The 679-nt window shown below is 59.8% G+C and carries 1 protein-coding gene; it reads right to left on the bottom strand.

What is annotated here, in order from left to right; translation table 11 throughout:
* Positions 1–679 (bottom strand): Tn3 family transposase (locus P353_RS26330; protein ID WP_034376251.1); only part of this gene is annotated, 679 nt, incomplete at both ends.

Consider the following 679-nt stretch of genomic DNA (forward strand, 5'->3'; position numbering starts at 1 on the left):
GCTCGAAACGAAGTCCGAACCAGTGCAGGATGGCGAAGTTGGCCTTGTTGATGCTGTGCATGTCGCCGGTGATCGCGCTCGGCACGATGTCCGACGTGTTGCGGTACCAGATGTCGAACACGTGGTGAGCCTCGTACTCGTGTGCGCCTATCAGGTAGCCGTTCAACGGCACGTGATTGCACAGCAGCGTGTAGGCGACGACGCCCTTGCCGCGGCCGAAATATTTGCGCGAGTAGCGCGCCTTCACAGTTGGTCGCTCGACGCCGAATTTCTGCCCATCAACGGCACCGTACAACGAATCGAGGTCGAACGAGTAATGCGGGAAGATCGGCAGTGCGGCGATGGCGTTGCTGATGCAATCGTTGGCCACATGTAGCGTCGCCTGGCGCAGGTACTGCTGGTAGGTACTCTCCAGGACGTGGTACGGGATGTCGCTGGTACGTGCCATAACCTGGTTGCCGTGGTTCATGGCTTGGGCAATGATCACCGCCATCAGACTGTCGGCGTCGGCTACCTTCTTCGCATAGCGTGGCTGCAATGGTGTCAGCGCCGACAGGAACTGGCACTGGCCGTTGACGAAGCGAAACACGTCGGCGACATCGCAGTATGGCAGTTGCTCGTAGAGAGCTTGCTCGCGCGCCTTCTGGTTCTCCCCCTTGGGCTTGCGCCAGGTCAGTCT

It is taken from the genome of Comamonas testosteroni, from assembly GCF_000761245.1.
Taxonomy (GTDB): Bacteria; Pseudomonadota; Gammaproteobacteria; order Burkholderiales; family Burkholderiaceae_C; genus Comamonas; species Comamonas testosteroni_C.